The following is a 14,834-nucleotide window of genomic DNA, read 5'->3' as shown; positions in this document are numbered from 1 at the left end:
GCGCGTAGATTGGCGGGCATGACGACTGCCGAGCGTCCGCGGCTGAGCATCGGGGACGTCAGCGAGCGCACCGGGCTGACGCGGCACACGTTGCGGTTCTACGAGCAGGAGGGCCTGTTCGTCGAGCCGGTGAGCCGGGATTCCGCCGGTCGCCGCGTCTTCACCGAGCAGGAGGTTGGCTGGCTGCTGGTCTGCGCGCGGCTGCGCGCGTCCGGGATGCCGTTGCCGGACATCCGCCGCTACGCCGACCTGGTCCGCCAGGGTCCCGGCACCGAGCACGAGCGGCTCGCGATCCTCCAGGAGCACCGGGAGCGGGTCCGGGCGCAGGTCGCCGAGCTCCACGAGGCGCTCGAGGTGATCGACGACAAGGTCGCCCTCTACGAAAAGCGCCTCGCCGAGGGCACGGCCGACGAGCTGTGGCGCAACGGCCCGGAGTGCGACAACCTCTAGCTAGGCGACGACGACCTGCACGCCGGCTTCGCGGAAGGCCTGGACCACCGGGGCCGGCGCGCCCGAGTCGGTGACCAGGGTCTCGATCTTGTTGATCGGGCAGATCCGGGCGAACGCGTGGCCGCCCAGCTTCGACGAGTCGGCGATCACCACGACGCGCTTGGCGCGGGCCACCATGAGGCTGTTCATCGCCGCCTCGCCCTCGTGGTGGGCTGCCGCGCCGAGTTCGACGTCGAGGGCGTCCACGCCGAGCAGCACGATGTCGAGGGTGACCTCCTTGAGCAGCGCCCCGCCGAGCGGGCCGACCAGCTCGAAGGACTGGGGGCGGACCACGCCGCCGGCCACCACGATCTTCATGCGGGAGCGGACGAGGAGTTCGTTGGCGATGTTGAGCGCGTTCGTCACGACCGTCAGCTGGGCGCCGTCGCCGCTGGTGTTGAGGTCGGGGCGGACGGCGAGCGCGCGGGCGACCTCGGTCATGGTGGTGCCGCCGTTGAGGCCGACGACGGTTCCGGGTACGACCAGGTTGGCGGCCGCCTCGCCGATGCGCTGCTTCTCGGCGGAGTGCTTGGCGCTCTTGTAGCGCAGCGGCAGGTCGTACGAGACCCCGTTGGCGACGGCCCCGCCCCGGGTACGGGTGATCATCTGCTGTTGGGCGAGCTGGTCGAAGTCACGGCGGATCGTGGCCTGGGAGACGTCGAGGCGGTCCGCCGCGTCCTCCACCGTGACGCGGCCGCTCTCCGCCAGTAACTCCAGCAGGGCATTCCACCGCGCGTACCGGTCCACCCGACCTCCCCGCTGCTCGTTTCGTGATAAGAGTGTGCACATTAGTGCGCGAAACGTCGCGAAGCAAAGATGGTGACTGCGCGAACTCGGGGCGATGGTTGCGGCGCGGCCGACCTTCCACGCAGAATGGCGCTCGAAAGAGCGGAGAACCGAGCGCTTATGCGCAGCACAACGGCCTGATGAGGAACCCATGAGTCACGTCAAGGTGGAGATCGCCAGTCAGCCGGACTGCTGGCGGCAGGCGGCGAAGATGGCGGACTCCGACGGGCTGCCGCTGCCGGGCGAGCGGGTCGCCGTCGTCGGCTGCGGCACGTCGTGGTTCATGGCGAAGGCGTACGCGGCCCTGCGCGAGCGCGAGGGTCACGGCGACACCGATGCGTTCCAGGCCTCCGAGTTCCCGCTCCACCGCGCGTACGACCGGGTCATCGCGATCACCCGCTCCGGCACGACCACCGAGGTGCTGGAGCTGCTCGAGGCGCTGCGCGGGCGTACCCGGACCACCGTGATCACCGCGGACGGCCGGGAGCCGGCCGCCGGGAGCGCCGACGACGCGATCGTGCTGGACTTCGCCGACGAGCTGGCGGTGGTGCAGACCCGCTTCGCCACCAGCGCGCTCGCCCTGGTCCGCGCCCACCTGAACTTCGACATCGAGCCGGTCGCGGCCGACGCCGAGGTGGCCGTACGGCTGCCGCTGCCGGTGCACCCCGCGCTGGCCGAGCAGATCACCTTCCTGGGCCGCGGCTGGACCGTCGGCCTGGCCGAGGAGGCGGCGCTCAAGTGCCGCGAGGCCGCCGGCTGGTGGGCCGAGGCATACCCGGCCATGGACTACCGGCACGGCCCGATCTCCATCGCCCGGCCCGGCCGCGTGGTCTGGGCATTCGGCGAGATCCCCGCGGGCCTGTGCGAGGAGGTCGAGGCGACCGGCGCGGCCTTCGTGCACAGCCGCTACAACGGCGGGTACGCCGCCCTCGGCAGCTGGCGCGGCGGTGGGCGGGCCGGCCTCGACCCGATGGCCGACCTCGTGATGGCCCAGCGGGTCGCGGTGCTGCTCGCCACCAGCCAGGGCCTCGACCCGGACCACCCACGCAACCTGACGCGTTCCGTCGTCCTGCCATGACACCCCGGGATGTGGTGGTGGCGCTGGACGTCGGCGGCACCGGCATGAAGTGCGGCCTCGTCCGCCGCGACGGCACCGTGCACCACTCCGAACGGCATCCCACGCTCCCGCAGCGCGGGCCGGACGCCGTCACCGCCGACATCCTCGACATCGCCGAGGGCCTGGCAGCGCGGGCACGGGCGGACGGGCTCGAGCCGGTGGCCGCCGGCGTGGCCGTACCGGGCGTGGTCGACGAGGAGACCGGCACGGCCGTGTGGTCCAGCAACGTCGGCTTCCGGGACGTACCGCTGAAGGATCTGGTGTCCCGGCGGCTCGGGCTGCCCGCGGTGCTCGGCCACGACGTGCGCGTGGGCGGGATGGCCGAGGCGCGCCTCGGCGCGGGCCGCGAGCAGCGGCACGTGCTGTTCATCGCCATCGGCACCGGCATCGCGGCGGCGCACGTGGTCGACGGCAAGGCGTTCTCCGGCGCGCACGGCGCGGCCGGCGAGGTGGGGCACATCATCGTGCGGCCGGGCGGGCCACCCTGCAACTGCGGCGGTCGCGGCTGCCTCGAGGCCATCGCGTCGGCCTCCGCGGTCGGCCGCCGCTACGTCGAGCTCTCCGGCGAGGCCGGGGTGACGGCCCATGACGTGGCCGTCCGCGCGGCCGCCGGCGAGGACCTGGCCAACCGGGTCTGGACCGAGGCGGTGGAGGCGTTCGCCGACGGCCTGCTCACCGCGCAGGCGCTGTACGACGCCGGCATCGTCGTGCTCGGCGGCGGCCTGGCCGAGGCCGGGGAGGCGCTGCTCGCACCGCTGCGGGTGGCGCTGGAGGCCCGCATCACGTTCCACCGGGTGCCGCGGATCGTGCACGCGGCGCTCGGCGACACCGCCGGCTGCCTCGGCGCCGCCCTGCTGGCCCTCGACTCCCTGGAGAACACGCAGTGACGAAGATCCACGGCCACGTCGTCCGGCCGGGCGCGGTGGTGCCCGGGTTCGTCGAGGTCGACGGCCCGACGATCCTGTCGGTCGAGGCGGGCGATCCCGCGGGTGACGACGTGATCGTGCCGGGCTTCGTGGACCTGCACTGCCACGGCGGCGGCGGGCACACGTTCACCCGCGGCGACGCCGGGGACGCCGCCCGGGCCGCCGCGTTCCACCTCGGCCACGGCACCACCACGATGCTCGCGAGCCTGGTCAGTTCGCCGTACGAGCTGATGCGGGACGCGACGGAGGCGTACCTGCCGCTCGTGCGGGCCGGCGCGATCGCGGGTATCCACTTCGAGGGGCCGTACCTGAGCGGGGCGCGCTGCGGGGCACAGAACCCGGCGTTCCTGCGCGACCCGTCGATCGAGGAGCTCACCGCGCTCGTCGAGCTGGGCGCGGGCGCGATCCGCATGGTCACCATCGCCCCGGAGCTGCCGGGCGCGCTCGACGCCGTCCGCTACCTCGCCGGGCGGGGCGTCATCGCCGCGCTCGGGCACACCGACGCGACGTACGAGCAGACCCTGGCCGGTGTCGCGGCCGGCGCGACCGTCGGCACCCACGTCTTCAACGGCATGCCGCCGGCCCACCACCGGGAACCGGGCCCGATCCTGGCCCTGCTCGACTCCCCGTCGGTGGTCTGCGAGTTCGTCGCCGACGGCACCCACCTGCACGACGGCACGCTGCGGTTCGCGGCGCACGCCACCGGGCCGGACCGGGCCGCGCTGATCACCGACGCCATGGACGCCGCCGGGATGCCGGACGGGCAGTACGAGCTGGGTGGCCAGGACGTGACGGTGGCCGGCGGAGTGGCCCGCCTGACCCGCAACGACTCGATCGCCGGCAGCACGCTGACCATGGACGCGGCGCTGCGGCAGGCGGTCGGCGCCGGGCTCGGCCTGCCCACCGCCTCGGCGATGGCCTCGACCACCCCCGCGCGGGCGCTCGGCCTCGGCGACGAGGTCGGCGCGCTGGAGGCCGGCCTGCGCGCCGACCTGGTGGTGCTCTCCGCGGACCTGCGGGTCAAGCGGGTGATGCGGGCCGGGGAGTGGATCCAGGGCTAAGTCCCCACGGTACGCGGGCCAGCAGGCGCGCCAGGATCAGGCCGAGCAGCAGCCCCGCCACCGAGTCGGTGATCCAGTGGAACGCCAGGTACGTCGTCGTGACGAAGACGATGGCCGGCGGCAGCACCCGCAGGGCGAGGGTGGCGCGCGCGGACAGCGGCCGGCTCAGCACCACCCCGAGCAGCACGGCGATCACGTAATACCAGGCCAGCGCGTTGGCGACGTGCCCGGACGGGTAGCTCATCGCGGCCGCACCCGAGGCGGCCGGGTTGAACAGGATCTCCCGGTCCGGCCCCGGGAACGCGGGCGCCGCCCGGTCCAGCCAGATCTTGAGCGGGCCGATCGTGACGTACGTCAGCACGAACCCGCCCGCGAACAGCGCCACCGGCCGCCACGAGCGCAGCCGCCAGGCCGCGAACCCGGCGAGCAGGATCGCGACCGGCATCAGCACCTGGCCGCCCTGGCCGAGGTAGTTCAGCACCCGCAGCACCCAGTACAGCGGGGCCGGCCGGTGGCCGGACACCCAGTCGGCGACCCGTACGTCCAGCGTGAGCAGGTGCCCCCGGGCCAGCGCGACCGTCAGCGCGACGAAGGCCGCCAGCAGGACGACGTCCGGCCACCATCCGCGTACGCGCTGGTCCGGGCGGGTGTCGACGGCGCTCTCCTGCATGCGCCCCACGCTACCGTCGCCGGGAAAGCCCTACAGGTACGTCCTGAGCCGCGCGTACAGCAGGTCGGCGCGGACACCGGAGTTGGGGCAGCCGCCGAAGTGGTGCAGCGCCACCACCTTGTCGGTCTTGCGGGACAGCACCGGGCTGCCGCTCGAGCCGCCCTCGGTGTCGCAGTAATACGCGACGTCGGAGTTCTGCCCGTACCCGTCGTAGGCGTTGTCGGTCACCGAGCAGGTACCGGCCTTCTCGCCGAGGCGCCCGGCGATCCGCGTGGGCTCGCCGGCCGGGTGCTGCGGGACGTACAGCTCCTGGCCGCGGGCCGGGCGGGCGGTGTCCAGCGCCAGGTTGCCGAACTTCTGCACCGCCGCGAAGTTCTCGACGGTGAAGAGCGTGTAGTCGTACACGTGGCTGGTGGAGAGGACCTTGTAACCCCACACCTTGGTCGGCTTGAACACGTCGTAGCCGCCGCACCGCACGCACTGATAGTTGAACCACACCTCGGTCTCGTACGCGTCGGCCGAGGTGCTGAAGCAGTGGTTGTTGGTGAGCATGCGGTTCTTCGTGCCGAGGCGCCAGCCGGTGCAGAGCTCGGTGCCGTTGATCAGCAGCCGGGCGACCGCCTTGGAGCGGGTGTACGCGACCGGGTCCGACGACCGGTAGCAGACGGCGTCGCGGCTCTCGTCGCTGCCGCAGACCGACTCCTCGCGGCCCGTACGGTGCGGGTTGCGCAGCTGGTCCTCGGGCGCCCGCCCCTGCTCGTCCTTCGTGAAGCCCTTGGCGACCTTGTCCACGCGGACGCCCAACCGGCCGAGCAGCGACCCGACCACACCGCCGCCGCGGTGCAGCTCCAGCACGGCCGTGTCACCGGTGATCGACATGGCCCACCGGTCGGAACGGGCGGCCGGGTCGAGCAGCTTCGGGGCGTCGTACCGGTAGGACTCCTGGCCCGTGGCGTCCGAGACGGTCAGGTAGTCGCCGGGCAGCATCGTCATGCGGCCGAAGTGCAGCTTCACGTACGACGCGCCGGGGTAGCGGAACACCTGGCGTTCGGGGGACCCGTACCCGAGCAGCTTGTCGATGCCGAGCAGCTCGCCGACCTTCTGGCGGCCGTCCTCGGCGGGCCGGGTGGCCGACTCGGTGGTCGCCGCGCCCTTGACCGTGGCCCGGGTCTGCTCCGCAAGCGGCGCGGCCGGCTTCTTCTCAGCCCTTTCCGCCTTTTCCGCGGTGGACCGCTGGACGGCGACGGGGGTGCGCTCCGGGCTCGCGGCGTCGTGCCAGGTGCCGACCGTGCGGCCCTCGTCGCCGCTCGACCGCCACGCCACCGCACCGGCCGACCCGGCCAGTGCCAGGGCGGCGCAGGCCCCGGCCACGATGCTCACCGTACGTCGCAACATCCACTCCCGCCCCTCGCGTCACATCGCCGACATAAGCAACAATCGGGCGATCTCGCTTCTGTGTAACGAGCCACGTGCGGCAGCGACGCGCCGCCCGGAGCGTGCACACTGGCTTCGTGCGCATCACCTCCGCCCTTGTCGACCCCGCGCTGCTGGACCTTCCGTGGCACGTTCCGCTCGAGGAATGGCCCGCGGATCACCTGGTCGCGCTCCCGCAGGGCATCTCGCGGCACATCGTCCGGTTCGTCAAGCTCAACGACACCGTGTACGCCCTGAAGGAGACCCGGGAACGGATCGCCGAGAAGGAGTACGACCTGCTCCGGGCGCTCGAGCGGATCGACTTCCCGGCCGTGAAGGCGGTCGCGATCGTCACGGACCGTACGGACGCCGACGGCGAGCCCCTGGAGTCCGTGCTGATCACCCGGCACCTGCAGTTCTCGCTGCCGTACCGGGCGCTGTTCTCGCACGTGCTGCGCCCCGAGACGATGAACCGGCTCCTCGACGCGCTGGCCGCGCTGATCGTGCGGATGCACCTCACCGGCTTCTCGTGGGGCGACTGCTCGCTGTCCAACACGCTGTTCCGCCGCGACGCGGGCGCCTTCGCGGCGTATCTCGTGGACGCCGAGACCGGGAACCTGCACCCCAAGCTCTCCGAAGGTCAGCGCAGCGAGGACATCGAGATCCTGCGGCTCAACATCTTCGGCGAATGCCTGGACCTGCAGGCCGCCGAGCTGCTGCACGAGGCCATCGACCCGGAGTCAGTGGTCGACGACATCGTGGCGCGCTACGAGCGGCTGTGGCACGAGGTCACGTACGAGCAGGAGGTCCCGCGCGACGCCCGGCACGACATCGAGGGCCGCATCCGGCGCCTCAACGATCTCGGCTTCGACGTCGCCGAGGTGGCCATGTCCACGGTGGACGACGGCTACCGGGTGCGCCCCAAGGTCGTGGACGCGGGCTACCACACGCGCCGGCTGCTGCGCCTGACCGGGCTCGACGCCGAGGAGAACCAGGCCCGGCAGCTGCTCAACGACCTGGACGCGTACCGGGCGGAGAGCGACCTCGTCGACGAGCAGCAGGCCGCCCACCGCTGGCTGACCGAGGTCTTCGAGCCGGTCGTCCGCGCGGTCCCCGCCAACCTGCGCCACAAGCTCGAGCCGCAGGAGATCTTCTCGCAGATCATCCAGCACAAGTGGCTGCTCTCCGAGCGCGCCGGCCGCGACGTCGGCATGGCCCCGGCCGTGCAGTCCTATTTGACCGACGTGCTGGCCCACAAGCCCGACGAGCAGGCCGTGCTGGGCGTCGAGGTGGGCGCGGTCTAGGGCGTCTGCTCCGGCTCGAGCAGCATCGGCTCGGGCGGCGGGGTGGCCTGCTCGGTCAGCGCCCGCAGCCCGGCCCGCCGGGCGACCGCCATGACCCGGTCACCGGCGATGAGCACGCGCCGCGGGTCGGGTGCCCAGTCCACCCACTCCGAGCCGGCCGCGATCAGGCCGATGACCCGTACGCTCAACGGCCGGTCGGCGCGCTCCAGCGGGGCGCCGTCCAGCGGCGAACCGGGCAGAATCCTGACGTCGGCGACCAGCAGCGCGTGCCGGTCGACGGGGATGGTGGCGAGCACGTCACGGTCCAGCATCGCGGCGGCGAACGCGGGCGCGGCCAGCCGGGACACGCTGCGGGAGATGTCGATGCTGAAGGCGTCCTGCACGCGGCGGGCGAAGTCGTCGTCGAAGAGGCGCAGCACCACGCGCAGGTCGGGGCGGACCGACCGGGCGTTCAGCGCGGCCTGCAGGTTGGTCACGTCGTCGGTGGAGACCACCACCAGCGCCTTGCTGGTCGCGATCGACGCCGACCGCAGCGTCTCCTCCAGCGAGGCGTCCCCCACGATCAGCGGTACGCCCAGCTGTTCGGCGACCTTCGCGCCGCGCGCATCGGCCCGCCGGTCGATGGCCACGACCTCCAGCCCCAGATCGGTGAGCTGGCGCAACACGCGGGTGCCCACGCTGCCCAGCCCGACCAGCACGATGTGGTCCTGGTGCGGGTTGGTGACGACACCCCGCGCCAGCGCCAGCCGGGCGTTGACCATCCCCTCGACCACCGCCGCGGTGATCAGGGGCAGCAGGGCCAGCCCGGCGATCGTGAGGATGAGCTGGGCGGCCTGCGCCACCGCGTTGCGGTTCTCCTCCACGTCCGAGGACCCGACCGCGGTGAGCAGCGTGACGTACATGGACCTCCAGAAGCCGTCGACGTTGTCGGCGTGGGCGAGGACCGTACCGGCGATCGCGGTCACCACCAGCGTGATCATCACGGCGATGCCGAGCTTCCGGCTCAGCGCCGCCCGCAGCGCGCGGCCGAACGTCACGAACGGGTGCCGGCGCCGCTTGCGCGCCCGGACCAGGCGCTGGGCGGCCACCGCCTGACCGGCCGGGCGGCCCGTCGCCTCGGCGAGCACCAGATCGGCCGGCCGCTCGGCGTCCGGCGCGGGGTCGGCGGGCAGGACGTCGAGCCGGCCGGCACCGTTCGCCGCGGTCAGGGCACAGACCACATGCTCCGGGTGTACGTCGGCCCTGCGCGCGACGTAGACCGTGCGGCCGGGGAGGCGTACGTGGGTCGGTGCGACCTCACCGAGCGAGGCGGCCACGAACGCGGGGGCGGCCATCGCAGCGTCGGAGAGGACGGCGCAGTCGGCGAACAGGCGGCGGACGCCGTACCCGAGACCGGAGTTGAACATCCGGATGACCAGCCGCAGGTCCGGCTCGACCGCCTGCGCGCACAGCGCCGCGTGCAGGTTGACGACGTCGTCGGGCATCACCAGGGCGAGCGCCGCGGCACCCGCCAGGCCTGCGGAGCGGAAGGTGCTCTCGTCGAGCCGGTCGGCGCGGACCACGCGTACGCCGCGCAGCCCCGCGAGATCCGGCACGTCGGAGCGCAGCCGCGGCGGCACCACCACGGTCAGGCGGATCCGGTGGCCGGCGTTGGCCAGCTCCTCGGCGAGCGTGTAGACGAGCGCGTCGGCGCCGCAGATCACGAAGTGCGGCCGGTTGTCGCCGTTGCGGGGAAGCCCCTCGCGCAGCCGGGACACGAACGATCGTCGGGACGGGTCGCGCGCGGGATCGACGGCCATGGCCGCATCGTAGCCAGCCGGTACCCGCGCCATGGGCCGGTCACGGACCACCGCCCCGCCGGGCGGATCATTGCCTGATGCAGACCTTCCTGCCCTTCCCGGACTTCGTCGCCAGCGCGCGGGCGCTCGACCAGAAGCGGCTGGGCAAGCAGCGCGTCGAGACCGTCCAGGTGCTGCGCGGCCTGATCCAGCCCGGGTACGGCTGGCGCCACCACCCCGCGGTGAAGATGTGGACCGGCTACGAGGAGGCGCTCGTCCGCTACGGCCTCGACATGTGCGGCGTCTGGGTCGCCACCGGCCGGGCGGACACGACGGCGGAGACGATGCGCGCCGACGTCGCCGCGGCCCGCGGTCTCACCGTGATCCGCGCACAGGACGACCTCGCCGCCGCGGGTGAGCTGCCCCCGTGGCTGGGCGACGACGCCCTGCACCTCAGCCACCGCTCGGCCCTGGTCCGCAAGGACCCGGACTTCTACCGCCCGCTGTTCGGCGACATCCCGGCGGACCTGCCCTACGTCTGGCCCGGCTCCGACCGGTCCTGAGTCACGTCCCAGGAGAGCAGCAGGAACGGTTCCTCCTCGTTCGCGCCGGCCTTGCGGTACGTGCGCTGCGCGGCCTCGTTGTCCCGCTCGGTCGCCACCCACATGCCGTAGCACCCCCGCTCGCGGGCGATGGCGGCCAGCGCCTCGACGAGGGCCGTACCCACGCCCTTGAGCCGTGCGTACGGTGCGACGCCCAGCTCGTACAGGAACATCTCGGTGCCCTTGTCGGGGTGGGTCATCTCCACGCCGGTGACCATCCCGACCGGGCGCCCGTCCTCGTACGCCAGCAGCAGATGGTGACCGGGCTCGGCGAGGAACTTCGCCGTCGCGTCGGCGAGCGGCGGCCCGTCGAACAGGTGCGCGGCCGGCTGGACGGCCGCGGCGTCGGTGATGCGCTCGATACGCATGGCGACACCCTCAGGGGTTGGGAATTCTTTTCAGCGCGCCGGGGCGCCGGGAAGGTGGAGCCCCCGGTCGGAATCGAACCGACGACATCCTGTTTACAAGACAGGTGCTCTGGCCAACTGAGCTACAGGGGCGTGCGCCTGAGCATACCGGCTCCCGCCATCCGGGCCGAAACGCCCGTTGCCGCGCCGCGACCTTGGCAGAACATGAAAAAACATTTACGGTGGCGGGGCGTGTGGTCCGCCACATGGCTGTTCCTCCCACTCGGATCGTCCGGCACGTTCCTGCCGGTGGAAAGGAAGTCGATTCACCATGGCTACCGTCACCTATGACAAGGCCTCCCGGATCTACCCGGGTTCCGACCGTCCCGCCGTCAACGAGCTGGAGCTCGAGATCGGCGACGGCGAGTTCCTCGTCCTGGTCGGCCCCTCGGGTTGTGGCAAGTCCACCAGCCTCCGCATGCTCGCCGGCCTCGAGGACGTCGACCGCGGCCGGATCCTCATCCAGGGCAAGGACGTCACCAACCTGCCCCCGAAGTCCCGCGACATCGCGATGGTCTTCCAGAACTACGCCCTCTACCCGCACATGTCGGTGTACGAGAACATGGCGTTCGCCCTGAAGCTGCGCAAGACCCCGAAGTCGGAGATCGACCGCCGGGTCAAGGAGGCCGCCCAGCTGCTCCAGCTCGACGAGTACCTCTCCCGCAAGCCGAAGGCGCTCTCCGGTGGTCAGCGTCAGCGTGTCGCCATGGGCCGGGCCATCGTCCGCGAGCCGCAGGTGTTCCTCATGGACGAGCCGCTGTCGAACCTCGACGCCAAGCTCCGCGTCCAGACCCGTTCGCAGATCGCGACGCTGCAGGCCAAGCTCGGCATCACCACCGTGTACGTGACCCACGACCAGGTCGAGGCCATGACGATGGGTCACCGGGTCGCGGTCATGCTGGACGGCGTGCTGCAGCAGTGCGACACCCCGCGTGAGCTGTACGACCGCCCCGGCAACGTCTTCGTCGCCGGCTTCATCGGCTCCCCGGCCATGAACATCAAGACCGTTCCGCTGACCGAGCGGGGCGGCAACTTCGGCGCGCTGGACCTGCCGCTGAGCCGCGAGCAGCTCTCCGCCGCGCAGTCCGGCGGCGGCAAGGTGACCCTCGGCTTCCGGCCCGAGGCGACCGACCTGGTCTCGCCGACCGAGGGTGGCCTGCCGATCGTGGTGGACCTGGTCGAGGACCTCGGCTCGGACGCCAACGTCTACGGCCACGCGGCCATGGACGGCGGCTCGGAGCGCTTCGTGGTCCGCACCGACCGGCGCACCATGCCGACCATGGGCGAGACGGTGTACATCAAGCCGCAGGCGAACAACGTGCACGTGTTCAACGCCAGCAGCGGCGAGCGCATCTGACGTTCAGCTTCAGCGGACGGGCGGTTCCCCTCGGGGGCCGCCCGTCTTTCGTCGCTCAGGATGCGAAGGTCTGCAGGACGAAGTCCTCCTCGGCGGCGCAGGCCAGGTTCTTCTGATCCCAGGCGCAGGACGCGGTCCGGACGTTCTCCAGCGACCCCAGCGGCACCGCGGCGTCGCCCACGTGCACCCCGGAGAGGGCAGGGTCGTCGGCGGAGGTCGACAGCGCCTTGGAGAAGAGCAGCACGTTGCCGCCGTCCAGCCGGCCCGCCGTACCGGCCCGGGTCCACGCCACCTTGCCGTCCTCGTCGAGCAGCGTCACCTGCCCGGGTGACGTGTTCTGCGACGCGAGCACCGCGTCGCCCACGGGCACCAGGCCGTCGGCGTCCGGCACCGTCCGCGACCACGTCACTCCGCCCTCGGCGACGTCCACCGCGACGACCTGGGCGGTCTTGGCGTCGTACCCGGTCTTCTGGACGAAGCAGACCCGGTCGTCGCCGCACGCCGTCAGATGCTCGAGCTGGCTGTTGTCCGGCAGCGTGTACGGCACCTTCGGCTCGCCGAGCTTCGCCAGGTCGTACACGACGATGCGCCGCGCGGTGCCGGACTCGGCGACGATCAGCCGCCCGTTGTGCGCCACGATCGGGTCGTCCGGGTCGGCCACGCTGCGCCGCGGCCCGGCCACCTCGTCGCCGGTGCGCGCGTCCAGCACCCGCGCGGACCGGTCCGCGCCGATCTGCACGAGCCGCTCGTCGTCGTCCGTCGGCCCGGCGAACGGGACCCCACCGGTGGTCGCCGCCCCGGCGAAGTCGTCGGCCGTGGTGGCGGTGACGACCCGGGTGGTGCCCAGGCCGTACTCCGTGGTGGGGTTCCGCTTCTCCCACTCGGTCCGCCCGCGGTCGCGGACCTTGAGCCCGAGCACGCGCTTCTCGGTCCGGTCGACCAGGACGGCGATGTCCCCGGCGAAGAGCACGTTGTCGTCCGACGAGATCGAGCGCTCCCACATCTTCCGGCCGCTGCCCGGGTCGAGCATCACCATGCGCCGGTCGCCGGTCGAGGAATCGGTGCCGGTGATCGCGACGACCGCGTGCGGCATCGTGAAGAAGAACTCCCACCGGCTCGCCGTGCCGGCATCCGCGCTGGTCCACAGCTTCTTGCCGGTGCCGGCCTCGGCGGCGACCACCCCCAGCTGCCCCTTGTCGTCGGCCGAGGCGAAGTAGGCCCGCCCGTCACGCAGCCCCGCGGCGGAGAAATACGAGGTCACCGGCACGAGCGGCGGGACGCGCCGCGGCTCGCTCAGCGGCCGGTAGTCCAGCGCCCGCGTACCCGGCCACAGCAGCACCACGGCGGTCGCGGCCACCCCGAGAACGACAACGGTCGCCGCCGCGAGGATCCACAGACCTTTCCTCCGGTACGCCGGCAGCCGGCGCTCCCCCGCCGGATCGGATTGCACCGGGTGGCCGTGCGCCGAGGCGAGCCACGGCTGCTCCGGCGCCGGTCCCGGCGCGGGCGTCGACATCGGCGAGACGGGCGTGGCGGAGACCGGCGGGATCAGGGGTGCGCCGCCGGCAGCGGCGAGGGCGGCCGCTTCCCCGGTGGCCCACGGGTCGACGGGCTCGGCGTAGTGCGGCTCCTCGCCCGCCACGTCGGCGCCGGTCGCAACCGCCCCGGCCGTCGGAGCCGGCGCTGCCTCGGTCGCGGTCACCGGCGGGCCGGCGGGCTCGGTGGCCGGTCCGGCCGCCGGCGGGGGCCCGGGGTGGGCCATCGTGTCGGTCTGCGGCGGCACGACGGCCGCCTGCATCGGGCTGACCGGGGTGTCCCGCTGCTCCGGCACCGCGAGGATCGCACCCTCGGCCACCGGGAGCTCCGGTTGCTCGATCACGGTCGGCGCGACCCCCAGCTCGCTGTGCAGCAGCCGCGCCACGAGCGGAACCCGCGACGAGCCGCCGACGAGGAACAGTCCGGCCAGATCGGCGGGCACCAGCCCGGCCGCCTTGACCACCGCCTCCGCCTCGGCCACCCCGCGCCGGACCAGCGGGCCCGCCACCATCTCCAGCTCGGCACGCGTCAACCGCAGCGCGTGCTCCAGGCCGGGCACCGGCACGGGTGCCTCCCCGGCGCGCGACAGCATCTCCTTCGCCCCGCGGACGTCGTCCCAGAGCTGACGCCGGGCGCGCCACTGCGCGAGGGTCACCGGCTCCCGCAGCGCGGCCCACGCCTCGGGGTGCGACCGCTCCAGCTCCGTGCCGAGGTGCGCCACCAGGGCGGCGTCGATGTCGAGGCCGCCGAGGTCGTCCAGGCCGCCGGAGGCCGCCACCTCGAAGCGGGCGCGGCCGTCGGGGCCGGCGCCCTCGTTGCGGACCACGGCGACGTCCAGGGTGCCGCCGCCGAAGTCGAAGACGGCGAGCGCCGCCCCGACCGGCACCGGCCGGCGCAGCACCTCGGCGAAATACCGGGCCGCGGCGACGGGCTCGGGCACCAGCGGTGTGGACGGCGGCCAGCCGGCGAGGGCCAGCGCCTCGGTCAGCACCTGGCGGCGCTGAGCACCCCAGGCCGCCGGGTACGTGACCACGGCGGGCGGCAGCTGACCGGCCGCCGCGACCGCCTCCCGCGCGACCGCCTCGAGCAGCGCCGCGAGCAGGTCGGGCACCGGAACCTCGGACTCACCGAGGAGCACCGCCGGCGCGTCGACGTGCCGCTTCGGATGGGGCTCGAGGCGGGCGGGTTCGGCGTGCCCGAGGCGCAGCGCGTCGCGGCCCACGTGCAGGCGGCCGGCGCGGTCCAGGTGGACGGCGGAGGGCAGCAGCGGGAGGCCGTCGAAGAGCAGCGGGCGCACCCGGCCGTCCGGCCAGCGGAGCATGGCGACCGTGTGCGACGTGCCCAGGTCAACACCGAGCATGCAGCTGCCCCTCCGCGCCGGACGACAC

The 14,834-nt window shown here is 73.0% G+C and carries 13 protein-coding genes and 1 tRNA gene; 7 read left to right on the top strand and 7 right to left on the bottom strand.

All coding sequences use genetic code 11. The features are described 5' to 3' along the window. Positions 1-18 precede the first annotated feature (18 nt). Complete coding sequence (locus tag IT780_RS05490; RefSeq protein WP_199510298.1) at positions 19-450, top strand: MerR family transcriptional regulator; 432 nt, start codon at positions 19-21, stop codon at positions 448-450. On the opposite strand, the gene IT780_RS05485 is transcribed toward IT780_RS05490, so the two are convergent. After that, positions 451-1,236, bottom strand: a complete 786-nt coding sequence (locus IT780_RS05485; RefSeq protein ID WP_199510297.1) for a DeoR/GlpR family DNA-binding transcription regulator — start codon at positions 1,234-1,236, stop codon at positions 451-453. A gap of 190 nt (positions 1,237-1,426) precedes the next feature. On the opposite strand from IT780_RS05485, the gene IT780_RS05480 reads away from it, so the two are divergent. Genes IT780_RS05480 through nagA form a run of 3 tightly spaced genes read left to right on the top strand, consistent with a single transcriptional unit; the run spans position 1,427 to position 4,379 of the window. Further along, on the top strand, positions 1,427-2,353 hold the full coding sequence (locus IT780_RS05480; RefSeq protein WP_199510296.1) for an SIS domain-containing protein: 927 nt from the start codon (positions 1,427-1,429) through the stop codon (positions 2,351-2,353). Further along, entirely contained in the window at positions 2,350-3,279 is a 930-nt protein-coding gene (locus tag IT780_RS05475; protein ID WP_199510295.1) for an ROK family protein, read from the top strand. Before IT780_RS05480 ends, IT780_RS05475 begins: the two co-directional genes overlap by 4 nt. Then, positions 3,276-4,379, top strand: a complete 1,104-nt coding sequence (gene nagA, locus IT780_RS05470) for an N-acetylglucosamine-6-phosphate deacetylase (protein ID WP_199510294.1) — start codon at positions 3,276-3,278, stop codon at positions 4,377-4,379. The genes IT780_RS05475 and nagA overlap by 4 nt, the downstream gene beginning before the upstream one ends. Here nagA and IT780_RS05465 read toward each other — a convergent pair. Both IT780_RS05465 and IT780_RS05460 read right to left on the bottom strand, forming a co-directional pair. After that, on the bottom strand, positions 4,339-5,049 hold the full coding sequence (locus IT780_RS05465) for a phosphatase PAP2 family protein (RefSeq protein ID WP_199510293.1): 711 nt from the start codon (positions 5,047-5,049) through the stop codon (positions 4,339-4,341). The genes nagA and IT780_RS05465 overlap by 41 nt on opposite strands. A 30-nt stretch (positions 5,050-5,079) precedes the next feature. Continuing rightward, positions 5,080-6,444 carry a trypsin-like serine peptidase gene (locus tag IT780_RS05460; RefSeq protein ID WP_199510292.1) on the bottom strand — a complete coding sequence of 455 codons (1,365 nt, stop codon included), beginning with the start codon at positions 6,442-6,444 and terminating at the stop codon, positions 5,080-5,082. 116 nt (positions 6,445-6,560) lie between these two features. On the opposite strand from IT780_RS05460, the gene IT780_RS05455 reads away from it, so the two are divergent. Then, positions 6,561-7,766: a DUF4032 domain-containing protein gene (locus tag IT780_RS05455; protein WP_199510291.1), complete on the top strand. Its 1,206-nt coding sequence runs from the start codon at positions 6,561-6,563 to the stop codon at positions 7,764-7,766. Here the strand turns inward: IT780_RS05455 and IT780_RS05450 are convergent. After that, positions 7,763-9,565, bottom strand: coding sequence for a potassium channel family protein (locus IT780_RS05450; RefSeq protein WP_199510290.1), 1,803 nt, complete (start codon positions 9,563-9,565; stop codon positions 7,763-7,765). The two genes, IT780_RS05455 and IT780_RS05450, sit on opposite strands and share 4 nt — an antisense overlap. A gap of 77 nt (positions 9,566-9,642) precedes the next feature. Between IT780_RS05450 and IT780_RS05445 the strand changes: the two genes are divergently transcribed. Further along, positions 9,643-10,107: an MSMEG_6728 family protein gene (locus IT780_RS05445; protein WP_199510289.1), complete on the top strand. Its 465-nt coding sequence runs from the start codon at positions 9,643-9,645 to the stop codon at positions 10,105-10,107. On the opposite strand, the gene IT780_RS05440 is transcribed toward IT780_RS05445, so the two are convergent. Both IT780_RS05440 and IT780_RS05435 read right to left on the bottom strand, forming a co-directional pair. After that, positions 10,077-10,514: a GNAT family N-acetyltransferase gene (locus IT780_RS05440; protein ID WP_199510288.1), complete on the bottom strand. Its 438-nt coding sequence runs from the start codon at positions 10,512-10,514 to the stop codon at positions 10,077-10,079. The two genes, IT780_RS05445 and IT780_RS05440, sit on opposite strands and share 31 nt — an antisense overlap. Before the next feature lie 55 nt (positions 10,515-10,569). Further along, positions 10,570-10,646, bottom strand: a tRNA-Thr gene (locus IT780_RS05435). A 178-nt stretch (positions 10,647-10,824) separates the two neighbouring features. Between IT780_RS05435 and IT780_RS05430 the strand changes: the two genes are divergently transcribed. After that, a complete protein-coding gene (locus IT780_RS05430) occupies positions 10,825-11,910 on the top strand; it encodes an ABC transporter ATP-binding protein (RefSeq protein WP_199510287.1) in 1,086 nt (361 codons plus the stop codon). A gap of 55 nt (positions 11,911-11,965) precedes the next feature. Here IT780_RS05430 and IT780_RS05425 read toward each other — a convergent pair whose 3' ends face one another. Then, positions 11,966-14,806, bottom strand: coding sequence for an Hsp70 family protein (locus tag IT780_RS05425; RefSeq protein WP_199510286.1), 2,841 nt, complete (start codon positions 14,804-14,806; stop codon positions 11,966-11,968). Between the last annotated feature and the right edge of the window lie 28 nt (positions 14,807-14,834).

The sequence above is a fragment of the Nucisporomicrobium flavum genome (assembly GCF_016464385.1).
In the GTDB taxonomy this organism is placed as follows: Bacteria; Actinomycetota; Actinomycetes; order Mycobacteriales; family Micromonosporaceae; genus Actinoplanes; species Actinoplanes flavus_A.
This window is presented reverse-complemented; position numbering and strand designations above follow the sequence as displayed.

Excerpts from the sequence above, each read along its gene's own strand:
- IT780_RS05490 (WP_199510298.1), top strand. The coding sequence starts at position 19 with ATGACGACTGCCGAGCGTCCGCGGCTGAGCATCGGGGACGTCAGCGAG.
- IT780_RS05480 (WP_199510296.1), top strand. The coding sequence starts at position 1,427 with ATGAGTCACGTCAAGGTGGAGATCGCCAGTCAGCCGGACTGCTGGCGG.
- IT780_RS05475 (WP_199510295.1), top strand. The coding sequence starts at position 2,350 with ATGACACCCCGGGATGTGGTGGTGGCGCTGGACGTCGGCGGCACCGGC.
- IT780_RS05465 (WP_199510293.1), bottom strand. The coding sequence starts at position 5,049 with ATGCAGGAGAGCGCCGTCGACACCCGCCCGGACCAGCGCGTACGCGGA.
- IT780_RS05460 (WP_199510292.1), bottom strand. The coding sequence starts at position 6,444 with ATGTTGCGACGTACGGTGAGCATCGTGGCCGGGGCCTGCGCCGCCCTG.
- IT780_RS05450 (WP_199510290.1), bottom strand. The coding sequence starts at position 9,565 with ATGGCCGTCGATCCCGCGCGCGACCCGTCCCGACGATCGTTCGTGTCC.
- IT780_RS05445 (WP_199510289.1), top strand. The coding sequence starts at position 9,643 with ATGCAGACCTTCCTGCCCTTCCCGGACTTCGTCGCCAGCGCGCGGGCG.
- IT780_RS05440 (WP_199510288.1), bottom strand. The coding sequence starts at position 10,514 with ATGCGTATCGAGCGCATCACCGACGCCGCGGCCGTCCAGCCGGCCGCG.
- IT780_RS05430 (WP_199510287.1), top strand. The coding sequence starts at position 10,825 with ATGGCTACCGTCACCTATGACAAGGCCTCCCGGATCTACCCGGGTTCC.
- IT780_RS05425 (WP_199510286.1), bottom strand. The coding sequence starts at position 14,806 with ATGCTCGGTGTTGACCTGGGCACGTCGCACACGGTCGCCATGCTCCGC.